Raw genomic sequence first — 17891 nt, 5'->3', positions numbered from 1 at the left:
TCAGCACCTCGCCGCCTGCAGGTCATCGGCCCTGTTCCCCCGGGCCGGTGACACGGCGATGCGCGGCATGCTCTGGCGCTTAGGGCCTGTTAACACATCCGAAGCCCTTCAAGGACTAGGGCGAAGCTGAGGAAACCGAGAAACATGACGTCCAGCTTCTCGAAGCGAGTGAAAATTCGGCGGTCGCCTTGCAAGCGACGGAACAGCCTCTCTACTTCGTTGCGCCGGTTGTACATCTCCCTGTTGTAGTCCCAAGGCTCGACCCGATTGGATTTCGGCGGGACCACCGGCACGAAGCCAAGATCGCGCGCCAACTGGCGGGTTTGGTTGCCTTCGTAAGCACGGTCCATCAACAAATGAATCGGCCGCTCCACTGCCCCCAGATGTTCAAGCAACGTGCGGCCTGCCGGTGCGTCATGCGCGTTGCCAGGCGTCAATCCGAAGGGGATGGCTGTTCGAGCATCTGCGGCAACCAGATGAATTTTGGTGTTCCATCCACCGCGCGACTTGCCAATGGCTTGCGGGCGGTTTTTTTTAATGCACCCGTGCCATCGGGATGAACCTTGACGCTGGTGGAGTCTAGTGAAACCGCTTCAATTTTGATGCGTACGATCTGGGACTTCTGCAATTGGGCGAACATCCGGTCCAGCACACCCGCCTTGGCCCAACGGTTCATGCGCGTGTACACCGTGTGCCAGTTGACAAAGCGCTTGGGTAGGCCGCGCCATTTGCACCCATGCTCGGCAACGTAAAGGATGGCGTTGACCACTTGCAGGTTGGTCATGCCGACATTGCCGCGCTGCGCCGGCAGGCAGTGTTCGATCAGGGAAAATTGCGCTGGCGTGATCTCCATGCCTGATAGTTTGATCGCTCAATCCATTAGTGTTAACAGGCCCTAGCTTGGAGTTACTAAGCTGTCAGCAGTAAACATCGCGATGCAATCCAATTGCTTTGGCGCTGATTTGCAACGCAGGTTCCGGTAGCCGGGCGAGCGATAGCATTGCCTGGTCAGGGGGTACGCATCCTAGGGAGCAGTCCTCGCCGTAACAGCGAGAACTGCCTTGCATTCAATGTGCCGGCGACCCAGGTCACCTACTTCCGAATCGCCTGCGTATGCGTCTTCAGGGCATCGCTCAGGCCGTTGATCTTGTCGGCGCCTTCCGGGACGGTGATGCTGGAGCCTTCCAGATCCGCACCGATCGGTTGCACACGGCCGCCCAGGCATTGGCTCAGGAAGCTTTCGGTCACTGCGTTGAAGGCCTTGCTGTTTTCCGGGCGGCGGAAGCCGTGGCCTTCGTCGGGGAACAGCACGTAGGTGACCGGAATGTCCTTGGCCTTCATCGCGTTGACGATCTGGTCGCTTTCGGCCTGTTTGACGCGCGGGTCGTTGACGCCCTGGCCGATCAACAGCGGCTTGCTGATCTTGTCGACATGGGTGAGCGGGGAGCGGTCGGTCAGCCACTGCTTGCCGGCTTCGGTGGCGGGGTCGCCCATGCGCCGGGTCAGCTGCTTGTAGAAGCTGGCCCAGTACGGCGGCACGGTGCCGAGCAAGGTGTTGAGATTGGCTGGCCCTACGATATCCACGCCGCATTTGAAGGCATCGGGCGTAAACGTCATGCCGACCAGGGTGGCGTAACCGCCGTAGCTGCCACCCATGATGGCGACGTCGTCGGTTTTGGTGACCCCCTGCTTGACCGCCCATTGCACCGCATCGAGCAGGTCGTCGTGCATCTTGCCGGCCCACTCGCCGTTGCCGGCGTTGCTGAAGGCCTTACCGAAGCCGGTGGAGCCACGGAAGTTCACCGACAACACCGCATAGCCGCGATTGGCCAGCCATTGCTCGTACGGCCCGTAGCCGTAGCTGTCACGCGCCCACGGGCCGCCGTGTACGAACAGCACCAGCGGCACCGGCTTGTCGGCCTTGCCGTCGTGGTTGGCATCGGCTTCGGCCGGCAGGGTGAGGTAGCTGATCAGCTTGAGGCCGTCGCGCGCGGTGAGTTCCTGCGGCCACATCGGTACCAGCGGCTTGCCATCCAGTGCAGGCCGTGCGGAGAACAGCTTGGTCAGTTTGCCGCCATCGGCGCGATCGTAGCGGTAATACGTAAGCGGGGTTTCTGCTGCGGAATAACCCACGATCCAGATGCGATCATCGAGCGTGCGCGCAGCCACGCTCGCATCGCCGTCGCCAAGGGATTTGAGTTTCTGCAGATCCGCGGCAATGCCGTTGTCCAGCGGCTTCCATTCTTCGCGCAGGTAGTCGGTGGACACCGCCTGCACCACGCCGGTCTTGGGGTCGTTCAGGGTGGCGCCGACGTCGGCGCGCGGGCTTTCGAACAGCAGCGTACGGGCGTTGCTGGCCGTGTCGATGGCATACAGCGCTGCAGTATCGCGGTTGCGCGAATCCTGCATGTACAGCGTCTTGCCATCCTCGGTCAGGCCTTCTGGCGCGGTGTTGGTGACATCCTCGAACGGAATGCGGTCCACGCTCTTCCAGCGGTTGCCATCGCGCACCAGCAACTCCCTGCCGGCATCGTCGGTGGCGCGCGTGGCGTAGCGCAGCTGGTAATCGCCATCGAGCAGGTACGCATCCAGGCTGTCGGTGTTCTTCTGCACCAGCGTGCGCTTGCCGGAGGCCAGGTCCACGCGATATAGGTCGTGCCACTTGGCATCGCGGTCGTTCATGCCGACCATGATCGATTCGGGATGCTGCGCGCTGACCCGATACACCTCGGCGTTGGTCTTGTTGAACGGGGTGAGATCCTTGCTGCTGCCATCGGCCAGATTGACCGAGAACAGGTGGAAATCTTCATCGCCGCCGGTGTCACGCAGATACAGCAAGGTATTGGGTTGATATGTCCAGAAGTAATTGCGAATACCGCGTGCGGTGTCCTTGGTGATTGCGTGCGCCTGGTCGGGCGCATCCACCGGCGCAACCCAGACATTGAGCACGCCCTGCAGCGGCGCCACCCAGCTGAGGTACTTGCCGTTCGGACTGATGCTGACATTGGCCCGCTCGGGATTGCCGAACAGCGCGTCGCGGGTGATCAGCGCAGGCGGCGCCGCGGTTGCTGCCGCCGCCGCTGCAGGTGCGGTTGCTTTTTCGGGAGCGGGCGCAGTTTTGTCGCTGCACGCAGACAGCGCGAGCAGCATGCTGGAGACAAGAAGCAGGCGTTGCATGGGGACTCCGGTGGCAAGGCGGCCAAGCCGGCCGATGTGCCACGCTAGCGGCAGCGTGCGCGCAGGCGAACGTGCCGTTGGTCACCCCGTCATACGCCGCTACGCAGACGCAGACACAAATTCCACCAGCGCCGCACCGTCGGCCACCAGATCGCCCTCGGCCACCAGATATGCCTGGACGGTGCCGTTGCTGGGCGCATGCAGGGTGTGCTCCATTTTCATCGCTTCCAGCACCACCAGTGCCTGCCCACGGGCGACCGGCTGGCCCACTGCTGCGGGCAGCGAAACGATACGCCCGGGCATCGGTGCGGTGAGGCCGCCGGTGTCCTGGGCGGGTTGGTCGGCTTCTGCCAGTGCATCGTGATGACGGAAGATGGCCCGTTGCGTGGCCCCGATCAGGGTTAGCGTCGCGCCGTCGCGCAGCACCCGTGCACGCCATTGCCGGCCGTCCATCTCCACACGCAAGCTCGTCTCGTGCCGGTGGTAACGCAAGGTATGGGTTTGGTCTGCATTGGTGACTTGCCAGCCATCGGCATCCGGGCGCACAGCAAGCTGGCGACGCTCACCATTTGCTTCCAGGACGATGCGCTGCGCTGCATGCACACCGATGCGCCAACCATCCGTGTGTTGCCACGGCGAGTGCGGATCGGCCGGGTCAGCAGCCACTGCCGGCAATGCATCGGCAATCAACACCGCTGCCAGGCACCACCAGGCGTTGTCGGGGCTGCGCGCCTGCGGAAACAGCACGGCGTGTTCGCGCTCGATCAGCGCGGTGTCCAGATTCGCCGACGCGAACGATTCGGTCGCAATCAGGCGCGACAGAAATGCGCCGTTGGTGGTGACACCTACCGCGTGGAATTGCGCCAACGCTGCGCGCATGCGGGCCAATGCAGCCGGGCGATCGGTATCCCAGACGATCAGCTTTGCGATCATCGGGTCGTAGTAAGGGCTGATGGTGTCGCCTTGTTCCACGCCGGCATCCACGCGCACATGCGCGCTGGCAGCAGGCATCTGCAACTGACGCAGCGTGCCGGTGGATGGCAGAAACCCGCGCTCGGCATCTTCGGCGTACAGGCGCGCTTCCAGCGCATGCCCGTGAATGCGCAGCTCGTGCTGCCTGCGCGGCAAGCGCGCACCTGCGGCAACCCGTAATTGCCACTCGACCAGATCGGTGCCGGTGATCATTTCGGTCACCGGGTGCTCCACCTGCAGACGGGTGTTCATTTCCATGAAATAGAAATCGCCGTCGGGACCGGCGATGAATTCCACCGTGCCGGCACCGACGTAGCCCACCGCCTGCGCCGCATCCACCGCCGCCTTGCCCATCGCCGCGCGCCTGGCCTCGCTCATGCCAGGCGCGGGCGCTTCTTCCAGCACCTTCTGGTGGCGGCGCTGCACCGAGCAGTCGCGTTCGAACAAGTACACCACCTCGCCATGCGTATCGCCGAAAACCTGGATTTCGATATGCCGCGGCCGTTCGACATATTTCTCTACCAATACGTGGGCATTACCGAATGCCGACTGCGCTTCGCGCTGGCAACTGGTCAACGCGTCTTCGAACGCTGCGCTGGCATCCACACGGCGCATGCCCTTGCCGCCACCGCCCGCACTGGCCTTGATCAACACCGGGTAGCCGATGGCATCGGCTTGCGCACGCAAGAATGCCGGCGCTTGTTCGTCGCCGTGGTAACCCGGCGTCAGCGGCACGCCGGCCCGTTGCATCAGTGCCTTGGCCGCACTCTTGTCGCCCATTGCGCGGATCGCCGCTGCCGGCGGGCCGATGAAGACGATGCCAGCGTGTGCGCAGGACTCGGCAAATGCCGCGTTTTCCGACAGGAATCCATAACCGGGGTGGATCGCCTGCGCACCGGTGGCGCGTGCCGCTTGCAGGATCGCTTCGCCACGCAGATAGCTCTGCTGCGCGGGAGCGGCGCCGATATGCATCGCCTCGTCTGCCATGCGCACATGCCGTGCATTGCGGCGGTCTGCATCCGAGCACACCGCCACCGTCGCAATGCCCAAGGTGCGGCAGGTGGCGATGACCCGGCAGGCGATCTCGCCGCGATTGGCAATCAGGATCTTGTCGAAGGGCGCTTGCGTTGCTGCGGCGATAGGGTCGCGCTGGGTCATCGGATCAGTCTCTGCACGTCGCCGTAGCGGCGGGTCGTCTTACGAAGATAAACCGCTTGTCTGTTGCACGAACATCGAGCGCAAGCAGGTTTGTTGTTACATGGCGCGGTGTCGCTGCAAGCCAGCTGCGCAAACGTCCACGATTGCCGGCCCGCATGCGACAGCACCTCATTCCCGAGCCTACAAAGGAGCAGCGGGCGCCGCAGCATGCAGAACTGTGGCTGCAGTGCACCCGACGACCTCACATGCGAAACACACCAAAGCGCGTGGGTTCGATCGGCGCGTTCAAGGCCGCCGACAACCCCAGGCCCAGCACGCGGCGCGTATCGGCCGGGTCGATGATGCCATCGTCCCAGAGCCGCGCACTGGCGTAATACGGATGGCCCTGCTGTTCGAACTGCGCGCGGATCGGCGCCTTGAACGCATCCTCGTCTTCGCCCGACCACGCACCGCCCTTGGCCTGGATGCCGTCGCGACGCACGGTGGCCAACACGCTGGCTGCCTGTTCGCCACCCATCACGCCGATGCGCGCGTTCGGCCACATCCACAAGAAGTTCGGCGAATAGGCGCGCCCGCACATGCCGTAGTTGCCCGCACCGAACGAGCCGCCGATCACCACGGTGAATTTGGGCACCCTGGCGCAGGCCACCGCCATCACCAGCTTGGCACCGTCCTTGGCAATGCCACCGTGTTCGTATTTGCGCCCCACCATGAAGCCGGTGATGTTCTGCAGGAACACCAGCGGAATGCCGCGCTGCGTGCACAGCTCGATGAAGTGCGCGCCCTTGAGCGCGGACTCGGAAAACAGGATGCCGTTGTTGGCAATGATGCCGACCGGGTAGCCATGCAGATGCGCAAACCCGGTGACCAGCGTGCTGCCATAGCGCGGTTTGAATTCGTCCAGGCGCGAGTCGTCGACGATACGCGCGATCACTTCGCGCACGTCGAACGGCTTGCGCGTGTCGGCAGGAATCACGCCATACAGTTCGTCGGCGGCATAGCGTGGCGGCAACGGTGCCTGCAGCGCCAACGATGTGGCAGGTTTGCGCCAATTGAGCTGCGCGATGATGGCGCGCACGCGCGCCAGCGCCTGCAGATCGTTGTCGGCAAAATGATCGGCCACGCCGGAAATGCGCGTGTGCACATCGGCGCCGCCCAGTTCTTCGGCACTGACCTCTTCGCCGGTAGCGGCCTTCACCAGCGGCGGGCCGCCCAGAAAGATCGTGCCTTGCTCGCGCACGATCACCGTTTCATCGCTCATTGCCGGCACATAGGCACCGCCAGCGGTGCACGATCCCATCACGCAGGCAATCTGCGGGATGCCGTTGGCCGACAGGTTGGCCTGGTTGTAGAAGATGCGCCCGAAGTGATCGCGGTCGGGAAATACTTCGTCCTGCAATGGCAGGAATGCGCCGCCGGAATCGACCAGATAGATGCACGGCAGCTGGTTTTGCTGCGCGATCTCCTGCGCACGCAAATGCTTCTTCACCGTCATCGGGTAATAGGTGCCGCCCTTGACGGTGGCATCGTTGGCCACGATCACGCATTCCACGCCGGACACGCGGCCGATGCCGGCCACCACGCCCGCGCACGGGACCTGATCGTCGTACATGCCATGGGCGGCCAGGGGGGCGATTTCCAGCAATGGGCTGCCCGGATCCAGCAAGGCATCGATGCGCTCGCGCACCAGCAGCTTGCCGCGTGCGATGTGCTTGGCGCGTGCGGTGTCGCTGCCGCCACGGGCGGTCTGGGCGAGGCTGCGGCGCAGGTCGTCGATCACCGCGCGCATCGCGGCAGCGTTGTGTTGAAAACTCTCGCCGCTGACCTGCAGCTGGCTATCGATCACGCTCATGGTGGCTCCGTCAGGCGGTGCGTTCGAACAACTCGCGGCCGATCAGCATGCGGCGGATTTCCGAGGTGCCCGCGCCGATCTCGTACAACTTGGCATCGCGCCACAGGCGTCCGGTTGGGTAGTCGTTGATGTAGCCGTTGCCACCCAGCACCTGGATGGCCTGACCGGTCAGCCAGGTTGCCTTTTCGGCGGCGTAAAGGATGGCACCAGCTGCATCCTGACGTGTGGTGCGCCCGGCATCGCAGGCGCGTGCCACCGCATACACATACGCGCGGCAGGCATTGAGTCCTACATACATGTCGGCCAGCTTGGCCTGCATCAACTGGAAGGTGCCGATCGGCTCGCCGAACTGCTTGCGCTCGTGCACGTACGGCAGCACCACGTCCATTGCAGCGGCCATCAGCCCAAGTGGCCCGCCGGCCAGCACCACGCGTTCGAAATCCAGCCCGGACATCAGCACACGCACGCCGCCGTTGAGCGTGCCCAGCACGTTTTCCGCCGGTACTTCGCAATCGGTGAATACCAGCTCGCAGGTGTTGGAGCCGCGCATGCCCAGCTTGTCGAGCTTCTGTGCCGTGGAAAAGCCCGGCATGCCCTTTTCGACGATGAAGGCGGTGATACCGCGCGCGCCGGCGTCCGGGTCGGTCTTGGCATACACCACCAGCACGTCGGCATCCGGGCCGTTGGTGATCCACATCTTGCTGCCGTTGAGTACAAAGCGGTCGCCGCGCGTATCGGCACGCAGCTTCATCGACACCACGTCCGAGCCGGAGCCGGCTTCGCTCATCGCCAGTGCGCCCACATGCTCGCCACTGCACAGCTTGGGCAGGTAGCGTTGCTTCTGCTCGTGGCTGGCGTTCTTGCGCAGCTGGTTCAGGCACAGATTGGAGTGCGCGCCATACGACAGCCCGGTCGCACCACCGGCGCGGGAGATTTCTTCCATCGCCACCACGTGTGCCAGATACCCCATGCCGCTGCCGCCGTACTTTTCTTCTACGGTGAGGCCAAGCAGGCCTTGTTCGCCGAGCAGGCGCCATAGCGGGGCGGGGAACACGTTATCGTGGTCGGCTGCCGCCGCCAGCGGAGCGATATGGTGGCTGGCGAAGGCGGCCACGCTTTCGCGCAGCAGATCGATCTCTTCGCCAAGCTCGAAGTTCAAGGACGGCACATGCATGCAACAACTCCACAGGGATCGGGATGTGCCGGGTGGGAGCGGGCGGACCGCGCGGCGAATGCGGCCAGACTAGCGGTCCGCAACAAAGAAGTGAACTAAAATTCAACAATTGAACCCAGAATCACACCATGGCCTATCGACGCTCCGCCCTGATGGAAGAACGCCTGGCCGGTAACCGCGAGCGCATCCTGCACGCGGCCCGGGTCCTGATCGCCGAAGGCGGCTACCGCAATGCACCGGTCACCGCGGTGGCAGCGGCCGCGGGCGTATCGACTGGGCAGATTTATCGACATTTCCCGTCAAAAGCCGAACTTTTCGTGGAAGTTCTAAACGAGGCGGTACAGCGTGAAATGGCCATCCTGTGTGCCATTGCGGCCACCCAGGCCAGCGCAGCGGAACGTCTGCGCAGCGCGATCGCCACCTTCGTACGGCGTGCGCTGGCCGGCCCGGCGCTGGCATACGCCTTTATCGCCGAGCCAGTGGAAAGCGAGGTCGATGCCGAGCGCATCCGCGGCCGGCGCCTGTTCGGTGAAGTGTTTCGCCAGCTGCTTGCCGAAGGCGTGGCCGCCGGGGAGTTTCCGCAGCAGTCGCTGGACGCCGCTGCTGCGTGCATTGTCGGCGCGTTTACCGAGGCCTTGGTGGGGCCGATCGCCCCCAGCCGTGGCGACCCGCAGCAGGGCGAGCAACTGGTTGAAGCGATCTGCGGCTTCTGTCTGCGCGCAGTGGGGGCAGCAGGCGGGCAGCTGACAGTGCACTGACCGCACGTACAGATGTGCCTGCTAGATGCATAAAACTGTGCATATACTGTGCACCTACCTTGCCGGAGCCTGCGATGGTCGCCGTTCTCAACCCCCTGGTCTTGACCGAACGCCTGCGCGTGCCGGACCGGACCATCCTGTCGCCCTCGGCCATGGCCGGTCTGCTGGATCTTTCGCAACAGGAACTGGCCGACCTGGCCGGTGTGCACCGCAACAGCCTGCGCGTGCACCCGGAAAGCCCGCGCGTGCAGGACTTGCTGCGCAATTTGTCGCGGCTGCTGGTGGCGATGGCGCAAGTGCAACCGGACGAGCGCCAGGTGGTGTTCCACCTCAAGAACACGCCGATCCCCGCGTTCGAGTTCGCCACCTTGCTGGAAGTGGTCAAGCAGGGGCGCACCGACGATGCGCTGACCTATCTGCGCACGGTCGCCGCGGGGGCCGCTGGTTGAAGCTGAGCGCCCCGGCGCGTTGCACGCTCTATCGCGCCTTTACCCCGCGCTGGGCCGCCGAACCGCTGAGCGGTGCCGGTGCGGCGCGCTCGGGTGGGCGCTTCAATCGCTTCGGCCAGCCGGCGCTCTATCTATCGCTGCAACTGGAAACCGCCGCGGCCGAATATGCCCAGGCCGCCCCGTTCCTGCCACCGCTGACGCTGGTCAGTTACGCCGCCGATCTTCGGGCACTGGCCGATCCGCGTCTGCTCGATGCCGGCGGGGATGCAGTGTGGGCCGACTGGGCCGACGACTGGCGCAAGGCCCTGGTCAACAAGATCGAACCGGTGAGTTGGGTGCTCGGCGACCTGCTGCGCGAAGCAGAGGTTCCTGGCGTGATCTTCCCGAGCATGGCGCGGCCCGAAGGCGTCAACGTGGTGCTGTTTCTGGACATGCTGCAGCCCGAGCGCGTGCTGCAGGTGCTGGACGATGGCCGCCTGCCTAGCGATGGCCGCAGCTTGGGCGATCCGCCGACAGTGGTGTGACTGGGCACGCCACTGTATGCGCACCACGTGCAGCGCGTCACTCGATATCGGTATCGCAAACGTCGCCGCACGTGCTTGCGGCAAACACCCAACACGCAGCGACGAGGGTCTCAACGCTGGCGCTGCACCAGACGCAGGTCGCCATCCAGAAGCACGATTGACGCAACCGGCGCATGCGTAGCTTGATGATCACCTTCATCGCATCGCGCATCAGCTTGGCGATGCCGTCGGCCAGTTGTTCGTGTTCCTTGTGCTAAGCGTTGCTGCCGTGTAGGCATGCAAACGCACGCAGCAAACAGCTGATTGGCCGCGACCCACCTTCAACCAATCAGCACCTGCACCACACCCGCCAGCACCGGCGCGGCCACCGCGGCCGGCACGACCGCGCCGCGCCGATACGGCAGCAGCCACAGCGACAATACCGCCGCAGTGGCAGTCAACGTGCCCAGCTACAGCACTGTGCCGATACCCCAGCCCTGCGCATGCACCGCCAGGGCGAAGGAGAGACACAGCAGCAACCAACCCACTACACGCAGTTGGCGTGACCGTGCAGTGCCCAGCAGGAGGCCGCACAACTCCTGCTGATGCTTGTCCATCGCCAGGCACAGCACAGCAAGACCGGAAAAATTCAACGCCAGCAGCAGTACGTTCATGCGCCTTCCCGGAGCGGCGCGGCCGGCTGTGCAGGCGTTGCGGCAGCAGCGCGCACGCGTCGCGCCGAAGCCGGCTGCGGCGCTTTCCAACGCTGCAGGCGAAAGCCGGCGATACCCAGGCACAGGCACACCAGATCCACACCGGCCAGTGCCCATTGCCCGGCCGGCAGCGTCACGCCCAGATGCACATCGGTGGTGATTGCGTTGAGCACCGGCACCAGCGCGAACAACGCCGCGCCCAGATACAACTGCCAGCTCCACATCGCACGCCGTGGCCACGCAAATGCGGCCAGCAATGCCGTGGCCCACCCAGCAAAAAACACATTGGCCGCCATCGCTGCGCGCGCGTCCAGGTTCACCGGCACCACGCGGTTGGCCCAGAAGAAACTGGCAAAGGCGATCGGCAAACCGGCCACCGTGCCGATATTGAGTGCGTCCACCAGGCGCAAGCCAAAGCCGATGCGCCCGGCTTTCAGATGCTTGGGGCGTTCTTTCACCGCCCACATCACCACGCCGCTGGCCACCATCAGGCAGCCCAGCAGGCCGGAGCCGAAAAACAGCGCGCGCAGCCATGGCCCGGCGAAATGGGCCAGGTGCAGGCCTACCATCACCCCACGCGTCTGGCTGGCACCACCCGGTGGCCCGCTGCGTTGCAGGCGCTCGCCACTCACTGCATCGAACAGGATGGAAGGCACGTCGGTAGAGAGGTTGTCGGCCAATTGACTCACACCGACGGCAGCATGCGCATCGTTGGGCAGCGACACCGCCACGTTGCCCACCTCGCCACCACGCCAGTCGCTGCGCGCACGTGCCACGAACTGCTCCAGCGGCAGCATGTGCGCCGGTATGCCCGCGGCCTTGCGCGTATCGGCCACACGATTGGCAGACTCGTCGTAGAAGCGCATCTCATCGCCTGCATAGCGCGCCTTGATACCCCACGGCAGGTACATGAACATCAAGGTCACGATGCCGGTGTAGGTGATCATCGCGTGGTACGGCAACGCGGTCACCGCGCTGACGTTGTGGAAATCCAGCCACGACCGCAGCCCCTTGCCCGGGCGGAAGGTAAAGAAGTCCGTGAAGATTTTCTTGTGCGTGATCACCCCGCTGATGATCGCCACCAGCATGAACATCGCGCAGAACCCCACGATGTAGCGCGCCCACATCACCGGCACGTAATGCAGGTCGAAATGCAGCCGGTAGAAGAATTCGCCGCCCAGCGTGTCGCGTGCGGCGATGTCCTTGCCGGTAGCCGGGTCGATGATGGCGGTGCCGTACATCTGCCGGCGCTCGGCAGGTGTGCCGTCGGCGGGCGCGGGATTCTGCCAGTACATGCTCACCACCGGCGTGCGTGGATCTGGCAAGGTGATGTTCCAGCTCAGTGCATCGGCTGCGTGTGTCTGCAGATACTGCTCGGCACTGCGCAGTGCGGTGGCGGTGCTCACGGTGGTGGTGGGCAGTTCCGGGCGCATCCAGCGGCTGATTTCGTCGCGGTAATAACTGGCGGTGCCGCCCATGAAGATCAGCAGCAAGACCCAGCCGACCAGCAGCCCGGTCCAGGTGTGCAGCCACGCCATCGATTGGCGAAAGCCCTGCTTCATGCCGTGCTCCGTTGCAGCCACGCGGCCAGCGCAAACATCAGCGCCGCCGGCACCGCGATGCCGGCCCAGGCACGCCACACGCTGGCGGTGGCGAAGGCCCACAACGGCGCACACGCGCACATCACGATCCCGATCAGCATGCTGGTCAATACCGCTTCGCTGCGCGGCATCGGCAACACCAGTGCCAATAACAGATTGGTGGCGCTGGCCAGCGCGTAGCCGCCGAAGATGGCTGCAAGCGTGCGCCCAAGCACACCCAGCCAGGGGCGCTTGAACCAGCCAAGCGGCAGGGGCGATGCGCTGGACATCACGTCACCGCGCGCGCCGGACGTGGAGCAACCGCCACACCGCAGCGCAGCGTTGCCAAGCCGGGTGGGCCGGCAAACGCAAGTGCTTCCCGCGTGTGGCGTAGGACGCGCAAGCCAGGTATCGCCGCAGCGCAGCGGCGACGCCTGTTCCGTGAGTGCGCGGGAGGTGTCGCGATCACGCTTACTCGGCCAGGAACGTCAGGGTGCTGATGTGATGCACCATCGACACCTGCTTGCCGGCGATCTCGCGCTTGACCGGTTCCTTGTTGGTGGCCACCAGGATGTGGCGGCCGGCACGCAGCGTGGGCAGGGTCACCTGGCCCTTGGCATCGGAGGTTAGCGTCTTCTGCCATTTCTGCGGGTCGATCACCGTCACGTCCACCTTGGGCGTGGCTTGTTGCGATAAAGCACGGTCAGCGTGTTGCTATTGGCAGCGGCGGGGACCAGTTCGAAATCGAGCTTTGCGGCCGGTGTGGTACGGCCGGCGCGTGCGTAATAGCTCACCGTTTCGAAGCCGCCGGCCTCGCCCTTCCATGGCTCGAACACGCTGTCGTCGCTCAACCACGCATCGCCGCTGCCGGCCAGCGGCGCGGTCAGGAACTCGGTCCCGCGCTGCAGCGGGCCGGCCTTGCCGGCAGTGCCGAACACGCTGGGTTTGACCATGCGCTTGATCTCGTCTTCGCCCTGGTCCAGCGCGTCCTGCGCCGGCTCGCCGAAGAAGATGCGCACCGGGCCGCTGCCGTCGCGCTCGATCCAGATTTCGTGGGCCTGGGCAGACAGGCTGATGCTGGCCACGGCCAGGCAGCACAGCAGGAAGGATTTCATCGCTGCGACTTCTCTAAGAGCGGGACCGGCGAGGCGAGAACCGCGCCACCGCGGTTGTTGGGAATGATACGCAATTCCCACAACACAGACCAATGCGCGGCATGCGGCGTCGCGGCAATTGGCCAGCCGGCGCGAGCGTGCCTGCGCACAGAAGCATCCGCCCACCGGGGGCGCAGCCCATCGCTGCGAAACCTGTCATGCAGGCTGGTCAGACTGGCGCAAAGTGTGCTCTATACTCCGGCGCTAGCAGAGGTCTTCGACCAACAGCCAGGGGTGAGCGCGTGCGGAATTACGACCTCGAGTTCCTGAAAAAATTCTCGATGGTGATCGGTTTACTCGTGGTGATCACCCTGGGCCTGATCGCCCTGGCAGCGTATCTGCAACGTGCTATCCCCGACGAAGTCTCGCCCACTGCCGCCAAACGCGTGCTGCAACGCATCGCGCCTGCCGGTGCGGTCTATGCCGGCGCCACTGGCGCGTCCGCGCAGGCCGCGGCCCAGGCCGCCGCGCTGGCCAAGTCCGCCTCGCAGTCTGCTTACGGCGGTACGACCGACGGCAAGACCATCTTCAACAATCTGTGCACCGCCTGCCACACCACCGGTGTCGGCAAGGCGCCCACGCTGGACCATTCGCATTGGGATGCACGCATCGCCCAGGGCAAGGACACCTTGTACAAGCACGCGATCGAGGGCTACACCGGCCCGGATGGCGGCATCATGCCTCCCAAGGGCGGCAACCCGGCGCTCACCGAAGAGCAGGTGCGCGCCACCGTCGACTGGATGTTGGGCAACCTCAAGTAGGGGGTTGGCAAGTCGCCGGAGGAGGATGGGTCTGCGACTCCCGCCTGGTGTCGCGCATCGCCTGCGTTGCGTGACCCATCGAACGCGTCGCGTGCAGACGTGACGTAGGCGCTGCAGCACTGCACCAGCGCAGGCATTAGCCGCATCACGCTTGCGCAGCGCACGTGCTTGGCGGTCATTCACCATGGTTTGCTAGCCTGTTTCTGCGCTTTTCGTTGTCACGCGCCGCCTTCCGGGCGGCGTTTGCGTTTGATCCACGCACTGGAGTCGTTCGATGTCGCGTTACCCGTTGGTTGTGCTCGGTTTGGTTGGTCTGTTGGCCCCGATGCTGTGCAGCGCTGCCGATGGTGCCGCGCAGCGGCTCTCGATTGCCGATGTGCAGGGCGAAGACAGCCGCAGCCCGTACGACGGCCGCGTGGTGGAGGTGGAAGGCATCGTCACCGCCGATACGCGCGTGGGGCTGGCCGGCCTGTTCGTGCAGCAGCCCGGCTTCGAGCCGCGGCGCTCGCATGGCCTGTTCGTCACCGGGGCCGGCAATGCCGAGCTGGCCGTGGGCGACCGCGTGCGCATCGTCGGCACCGTGCGCGAGGTCTCGGCAGGTGGCGAGGCGAGCCTGACCACCGTGGACGCCAGCAGCATCGAGCGGCTTGCCAGTGGCCAGCCGGTGCCGGTGCGCATGCTCAGCGGCCCGCCGGTCAATTGGGAAGCGCTGGAAGGCGAACATGTGCGTATCGCCTCGCTCACGCTCAATGGCAGCGACCGCCTGGACACATACGGCGAGCTGGTCGCCGCGTTCGGCGGACGTCTGTGGCAGCCGAGCGAGGTCGCCGCTGCCGGCACGTCGGCGTTCGCGCAGGTGCAGGCCGACAACGCACGCCGTCGCGTGTTGCTGGACGATGCGCGCAACGGCCGCAGCCCGAAGACGGTGTCGTATCTGCCGGCCGATCCGGTGTTGCGCAGCGGCAGCCTGCTCAAATCGGTCGATGGCATCGTCGATCAACGCTACGATGGCAACTACCGCATCCAGGTGCTGAGCCCACTGACCTTGCCGGCGATGCCCACTGCCGTTGCGCCACAGGTGGGCGGCGACCTGCGTATTGCGTCGTTCAATCTGGAGAATTTCTTCAACGGCAATGGCCGTGACGGTGGCTTCCCGACCAAGCGTGGCGCACGCACGAACAGTTCCAGGCGCAGTTGGCCAAGCTGGTCGCCACCATCGTGCCATTGGGTGCCGACGTGGCCGCGTTGATGGAAGTGGAAAACGACGGCAACGGCGCCGATGCGGCGGTGGTGCAGCTGGTGGCCGCGCTCAACGCTGCCGGCAAGGACAAGGATTGGCAGTTCGTCGATACCGGCAGCGGCCCGGGCGATGATGCGATCCGGGTCGGCATCCTTTATCGCAGCTCGCAGGTCACCCCGGTCGGCAAGCCGGCCATGCTGACCGGCGGGCCGTTCGAGAACCACAGTCGCGTGCCGCTGGCGCAGGCATTCCGCAGTGCGCGCGGCGCCACCTTCGTGGTGGTCGTCAATCACTTCAAGTCCAAGGGCTGCGGCAACGCCAGCGGTGCCGACGCCGATCAGCAGGACGGCCAGGCCTGCTGGAATGCCACCCGTACCGAATCGGCCAAGCGGTTGCACCAGTGGCTGCAGACCGACCCCACCGGTGCGCAGACCAAGCTCGCCGTGCTGCTGGGCGACTTCAATGCCTATGCGATGGAAATGCCGATGCGCAGCCTGCGCGCCAGCGGCTGGCAGGACGCGTTTGCCGTGGCCGGTGTGAAGCAGTCCTACAGCTACGTTTACGACGGCCTGAGCGGGCGGCTGGACCATGCCTTGCTCAGCCCTGCGATGGCCAAGCAACTGCGGGGCGTGGCCGAATGGCATATCAATGCCGATGTCATGGACGCCGCCGGCTACGCCAAGCGCAACCTGCCCGGGCCGTGGCGCAGTTCCGACCACGACCCGGTGCTGCTGGGTTTTTCGCTGTAGCGCTGCCGATCATGGCTGTGCACGTTGCACGCGTGCCTGGGCGAATTGGGTGCGAGCGTGCTGTTGCAAACCGGGCGGTCATCGATGATTGCGTAGGCCGTCGTCAAGCCAAGCGGACGCGGCGGACGCTGACGCCAAGATGATCTCGGCGGCAGCATGTCGCACGCCGATGCCGATGCCGATGCCGATGCCGACTGACGCCGACGCGGTGCGCGGCGTGTGTTGAGGTGTTCGAACGCCAGCAGGGTGCGCATCGACCGGGGTATGCGTGTGCAACTTCACTTCCGCCTGGCGCCGCTCCGGCCATGGCGCCGTAGGCCGACCGCTCGCTAGTTCGCGCACGCCCCATGTCGGCGACGCAGCCGCAGATTGAGCAGATGCGTGCTGGCCAGCAGCAGGCTGCCGGTGACCGTGACGGGTGTTTCCAGCGCATCGCCGGCCAGACCGCTCGCACCGAGCACCAGCCCGGTTAGCCCGCAGAGCGCCAACACCCAGACCGGCGCCGGCAGCGCGTGCCGGCGATGCGTGCTCCACAGCGCGTAGCCGCTCAGCGGCACGGCCGCCGTGGCGAACAACACATGCACCCACTCGGCACGGCTCCAGGCGCCCAGCAGCGGCAGCGCGGCAGCCAGCAACGGCAGGGCGAGGCAATGCAGCAGGCATAACCCGGACAAGGCGATGGCCGAGCTGTCCAGCAGGGAGGCGGTGGCGCGCATCAAAATCATCCGGTCGGGTAAGTGTTATATAATAACATTTCTATCCCGCCAGGCTCTCCGGATGTCTCTGTCCCCCAAGCGCGATGCGCGTCTTCCCGTCACCGTGTTGTCCGGCTTTCTGGGTGCGGGCAAGACCACCTTGCTCAATCGCATTCTGCACAACCGCGACGGCTTGCGGGTGGCGGTGATCGTCAACGACATGAGCGAGGTCAACATCGATGCGCAGCTGGTTCGCGAGGGCGGCGCGGCGTTGCGGCGCACCGAAGAGACGTTGGTGGAATTCAGTAACGGCTGCATCTGCTGCACGCTGCGCGACGATCTACTGCAGGAAGTGCGGCGGCTGGCCGAGCAGGGCCGCTACGACTATCTGCTGATCGAATCGACCGGCATTGCCGAGCCGATGCCGGTAGCTGCCACCTTCGCAGTGCGCGATGCCGATGGTTTCAGCCTGTCGGACATCGCCCGGCTCGACACCATGGTGACGGTGGTGGACGGCAGCCGTTTCCTGGAGGACTTCGGCTCGGCTGCCACATTGGCCGAACTGGGCCAGCAAGCCGGCCCGGACGACACGCGCGGGCTGGTGCAGTTGCTGGGCGAACAGGTGGAGTTCGCCGATGTGCTGGTGATCAGCAAGTGCGACCGCATCGACGTGCAGCAGCGGCAATGCCTTCGCGCCGTGCTGCGCGCACTCAACCGCGACGCAGCAATCGTGGATGCCGCGCACGGGGATGTGCCGCTGCAGCAATTGCTGGACACCGGGCGTTTCGATTTCATCCGTGCGCAGCTGGCGCCGGGCTGGATGCAGGAGTTGCGCGGCCAGCACACGCCCGAGACCGAGGAATACGGCATCAGCAGCTTCGTGTACCGCGCACGCCGGCCATTCCATCCGCAGCGCTTCGCGCGCATGGTGCACAGCGGCTTGCCGCAGGTGATCC

Annotated in this window: 13 protein-coding genes and 3 pseudogenes; 6 read left to right on the top strand and 10 right to left on the bottom strand. The window is 65.0% G+C overall.

Annotated features, from left to right (window positions below; genetic code table 11):
• Nucleotides 1-89 precede the first annotated feature (89 nt).
• The 5 genes from XAXN_RS20330 to XAXN_RS02315 all read right to left on the bottom strand — a co-directional run bounded on the left by XAXN_RS20330 (nt 90) and on the right by XAXN_RS02315 (nt 8333).
• Nucleotides 90-853, bottom strand: a protein-coding gene (locus XAXN_RS20330) for an IS5 family transposase (RefSeq protein WP_134984824.1) whose coding sequence is annotated in 2 segments (ribosomal slippage) — nt 90-538 and nt 538-853 — 765 coding nt in all. Because the reading frame shifts where the segments join, the coding sequence is not laid out codon by codon here.
• Nucleotides 854-1092: 239 nt separating this feature from the next.
• A complete protein-coding gene (locus tag XAXN_RS02330; RefSeq protein WP_054318344.1) occupies nt 1093-3177 on the bottom strand; it encodes a S9 family peptidase in 2085 nt (694 codons plus the stop codon).
• 99 nt (nt 3178-3276) lie between these two features.
• Nucleotides 3277-5307, bottom strand: a complete 2031-nt coding sequence (locus XAXN_RS02325) for an acetyl/propionyl/methylcrotonyl-CoA carboxylase subunit alpha (protein ID WP_054318343.1) — start codon at nt 5305-5307, stop codon at nt 3277-3279.
• A 241-nt stretch (nt 5308-5548) separates the two neighbouring features.
• Complete coding sequence (locus tag XAXN_RS02320) at nt 5549-7159, bottom strand: carboxyl transferase domain-containing protein (protein ID WP_054318342.1); 1611 nt, start codon at nt 7157-7159, stop codon at nt 5549-5551.
• 10 nt (nt 7160-7169) lie between these two features.
• Nucleotides 7170-8333 carry an isovaleryl-CoA dehydrogenase gene (locus tag XAXN_RS02315; RefSeq protein ID WP_054318341.1) on the bottom strand — a complete coding sequence of 388 codons (1164 nt, stop codon included), beginning with the start codon at nt 8331-8333 and terminating at the stop codon, nt 7170-7172.
• A gap of 128 nt (nt 8334-8461) precedes the next feature.
• Between XAXN_RS02315 and XAXN_RS02310 the strand changes: the two genes are divergently transcribed.
• The 3 genes from XAXN_RS02310 to XAXN_RS02300 all read left to right on the top strand — a co-directional run bounded on the left by XAXN_RS02310 (nt 8462) and on the right by XAXN_RS02300 (nt 10064).
• Complete coding sequence (locus tag XAXN_RS02310; RefSeq protein ID WP_054318340.1) at nt 8462-9091, top strand: TetR/AcrR family transcriptional regulator; 630 nt, start codon at nt 8462-8464, stop codon at nt 9089-9091.
• A 74-nt stretch (nt 9092-9165) separates the two neighbouring features.
• On the top strand, nt 9166-9540 hold the full coding sequence (locus XAXN_RS02305) for a hypothetical protein (RefSeq protein ID WP_054318339.1): 375 nt from the start codon (nt 9166-9168) through the stop codon (nt 9538-9540).
• A complete protein-coding gene (locus XAXN_RS02300; RefSeq protein WP_054318338.1) occupies nt 9537-10064 on the top strand; it encodes an RES family NAD+ phosphorylase in 528 nt (175 codons plus the stop codon). Before XAXN_RS02305 ends, XAXN_RS02300 begins: the two co-directional genes overlap by 4 nt.
• A 320-nt stretch (nt 10065-10384) precedes the next feature.
• Here XAXN_RS02300 and XAXN_RS02295 read toward each other — a convergent pair.
• The 4 genes and pseudogenes from XAXN_RS02295 to XAXN_RS02280 all read right to left on the bottom strand — a co-directional run bounded on the left by XAXN_RS02295 (nt 10385) and on the right by XAXN_RS02280 (nt 13451).
• A pseudogene (locus XAXN_RS02295) lies at nt 10385-10717 on the bottom strand (DUF3325 domain-containing protein).
• Nucleotides 10714-12318 (bottom strand): PepSY-associated TM helix domain-containing protein, encoded by a 1605-nt coding sequence (locus tag XAXN_RS02290; RefSeq protein ID WP_054318337.1) that lies wholly within the window; start codon nt 12316-12318, stop codon nt 10714-10716. Before XAXN_RS02290 ends, XAXN_RS02295 begins: the two are co-directional and overlap by 4 nt.
• Nucleotides 12315-12626: a DUF3649 domain-containing protein gene (locus XAXN_RS02285; protein WP_042821019.1), complete on the bottom strand. Its 312-nt coding sequence runs from the start codon at nt 12624-12626 to the stop codon at nt 12315-12317. The genes XAXN_RS02290 and XAXN_RS02285 overlap by 4 nt, the downstream gene beginning before the upstream one ends.
• A gap of 181 nt (nt 12627-12807) precedes the next feature.
• Nucleotides 12808-13451, bottom strand: a pseudogene (locus tag XAXN_RS02280) (DUF4198 domain-containing protein).
• 281 nt (nt 13452-13732) lie between these two features.
• Here XAXN_RS02280 and XAXN_RS02275 point away from each other — a divergent pair.
• Complete coding sequence (locus XAXN_RS02275) at nt 13733-14251, top strand: c-type cytochrome (protein ID WP_054318336.1); 519 nt, start codon at nt 13733-13735, stop codon at nt 14249-14251.
• A gap of 274 nt (nt 14252-14525) precedes the next feature.
• A pseudogene (locus XAXN_RS02270) lies at nt 14526-16240 on the top strand (ExeM/NucH family extracellular endonuclease).
• A gap of 329 nt (nt 16241-16569) precedes the next feature.
• Here the strand turns inward: XAXN_RS02270 and XAXN_RS02265 are convergent.
• Complete coding sequence (locus XAXN_RS02265) at nt 16570-16965, bottom strand: MerC family mercury resistance protein (RefSeq protein ID WP_174515478.1); 396 nt, start codon at nt 16963-16965, stop codon at nt 16570-16572.
• A gap of 52 nt (nt 16966-17017) precedes the next feature.
• On the opposite strand from XAXN_RS02265, the gene XAXN_RS02260 reads away from it, so the two are divergent.
• Nucleotides 17018-17891, top strand: an 874-nt coding sequence (locus tag XAXN_RS02260; protein ID WP_054318335.1) for a GTP-binding protein, incomplete at its 3' end; no start/stop codon positions are given.

This window comes from Xanthomonas axonopodis (assembly GCF_001304695.1).
GTDB lineage: Bacteria > Pseudomonadota > Gammaproteobacteria > Xanthomonadales > Xanthomonadaceae > Xanthomonas > Xanthomonas axonopodis.
Note: the sequence above shows the minus strand (reverse complement) of the source record. Positions and strands in the feature narration are given on the sequence as shown.

Coding starts and splice junctions, on each gene's coding strand:
- XAXN_RS02330 (WP_054318344.1), bottom strand. CDS start 3,177: ATGCAACGCCTGCTTCTTGTCTCCAGCATGCTGCTCGCGCTGTCTGCG.
- XAXN_RS02325 (WP_054318343.1), bottom strand. CDS start 5,307: ATGACCCAGCGCGACCCTATCGCCGCAGCAACGCAAGCGCCCTTCGAC.
- XAXN_RS02320 (WP_054318342.1), bottom strand. CDS start 7,159: ATGAGCGTGATCGATAGCCAGCTGCAGGTCAGCGGCGAGAGTTTTCAA.
- XAXN_RS02315 (WP_054318341.1), bottom strand. CDS start 8,333: ATGCATGTGCCGTCCTTGAACTTCGAGCTTGGCGAAGAGATCGATCTG.
- XAXN_RS02310 (WP_054318340.1), top strand. CDS start 8,462: ATGGCCTATCGACGCTCCGCCCTGATGGAAGAACGCCTGGCCGGTAAC.
- XAXN_RS02305 (WP_054318339.1), top strand. CDS start 9,166: ATGGTCGCCGTTCTCAACCCCCTGGTCTTGACCGAACGCCTGCGCGTG.
- XAXN_RS02290 (WP_054318337.1), bottom strand. CDS start 12,318: ATGAAGCAGGGCTTTCGCCAATCGATGGCGTGGCTGCACACCTGGACC.
- XAXN_RS02285 (WP_042821019.1), bottom strand. CDS start 12,626: ATGTCCAGCGCATCGCCCCTGCCGCTTGGCTGGTTCAAGCGCCCCTGG.
- XAXN_RS02265 (WP_174515478.1), bottom strand. CDS start 16,965: ATGATTTTGATGCGCGCCACCGCCTCCCTGCTGGACAGCTCGGCCATC.